We start from the raw sequence: 1,291 nt of genomic DNA, 5'->3' as shown, positions 1-1,291 counted from the left end.
AAAGAAACCAAAAACTAGATAATCAGCATTAACTTCTATAGACACCTGAACTGGGGCTGCCAGGCGATCCCGAAAGACCTCGCCGACCTGCAATACGGCGTGTCGATCACCGATGCCTGCATCGACTGGACCGCCACCGAAAACACCTTGCGCAGCATGCACGCCAAGCTCAAGGATGTGTTGCCTAAACGCGATCGCAGCTGATCACCGTTTCACGCAAAAAAAAACGCCAGGTTTGAACCTGGCGTTTTTTTTTGCGTTCGCTTTGTTCACAGCTTGGCGGCATGCCGCGCGTGACGCTCCATGTAGCGCTCCACATAGGAACACGATGGAATGACTGTGTAGCCCATTTCCTCGGCGTATTGCAGTGCCTGCTCGGTCAACGCCGCCGCGATGCCGCGACCACGCAGTGCGTTGGGCACAAAGGTACGATAAATATCCAGGGTCTGTTTTCCCAGATCCATATAGGTCAGGTAGGCACGATAACCGTCCACAGTGGTCTCGAACTGATGACCAGCCTGGTCATGGTGGATGGACAACGCCTCGCTCATCACTACTCCTCGCGGGTCTTTAATTCTGACCCCTACCTTACCGATGTTTTTCCGGCGAAGGAACATCTACGCCACCCTGTGCCTGAATGGACACCGAGAGAGCAACACCAATCTCGCGCAACCGAGCACGTATCAAATAGTAGGCACCATTGGCAGAAATGCTCAAGGGACGCTCGTCATGCTGGCAGGCGGATGTTGCTTGGGTAATGCAGGGGCGGCCTGACCGGAATCTTCCCGAGTCGAGCCTGAACATTGCCGGATATTGCGACTTAAGACGAGCGCCCTTTGTTTAAGTCACCTCAACATGGATAAAGATATGAGAGCCGCTGCGCAAAATCCGAACAAAAGTGTGGACGATTCCATCTAGACAGACTTTAGTCGAGACTGAAAAACAGCTGCCGAGGTGGGGAACTTTTCTTTGGCGGCTCGCTCAGCTCGGGCCTCGCAGCTGGATATTTTTTATACAATGCAGTTAAAAGTTGCTCGAAAAAGAATCAACGCCTACAATTTTTTTTGCTTCTTGCTCTACGTCAGTTTACTTACTACAAGTAATGGGTAGTATGTACGCCGGCTATTTCCTCACTCTGAGGAGACAGCTACTTAATAGAAAGTCCTTGAAGGGGAACACGATGAACAACGTTCTGAAATTCTCTGCTCTGGCTCTGGCCGAAGTTCTGTATAGCGTTTTGTTGTGATTATGTTTTGATTCTTTTGTAGTTCTGTGTGGTAGTGTTTTCTTT

1 protein-coding gene and 1 pseudogene are annotated in these 1,291 nt (G+C 50.3%); one reads left to right on the top strand and one right to left on the bottom strand.

Annotated features, from left to right (window positions below; all coding sequences use genetic code 11):
- Positions 1–42 precede the first annotated feature (42 nt).
- Positions 43–204: pseudogene (locus tag ACIPLA_RS09140) on the top strand (3-deoxy-7-phosphoheptulonate synthase); the annotation flags it as partial.
- Between the two features lie 65 nt (positions 205–269).
- Here ACIPLA_RS09140 and ACIPLA_RS09135 read toward each other — a convergent pair.
- Positions 270–551, bottom strand: coding sequence for a GNAT family N-acetyltransferase (locus ACIPLA_RS09135; RefSeq protein WP_007899932.1), 282 nt, complete (start codon positions 549–551; stop codon positions 270–272).
- Positions 552–1,291: the final 740 nt, after the last annotated feature.

Origin of the sequence: Pseudomonas sp. NPDC086112, assembly GCF_044746425.1 — a bacterium.
Lineage (GTDB): Bacteria > Pseudomonadota > Gammaproteobacteria > Pseudomonadales > Pseudomonadaceae > Aquipseudomonas.
Note: the sequence above shows the minus strand (reverse complement) of the source record. Positions and strands in the feature narration are given on the sequence as shown.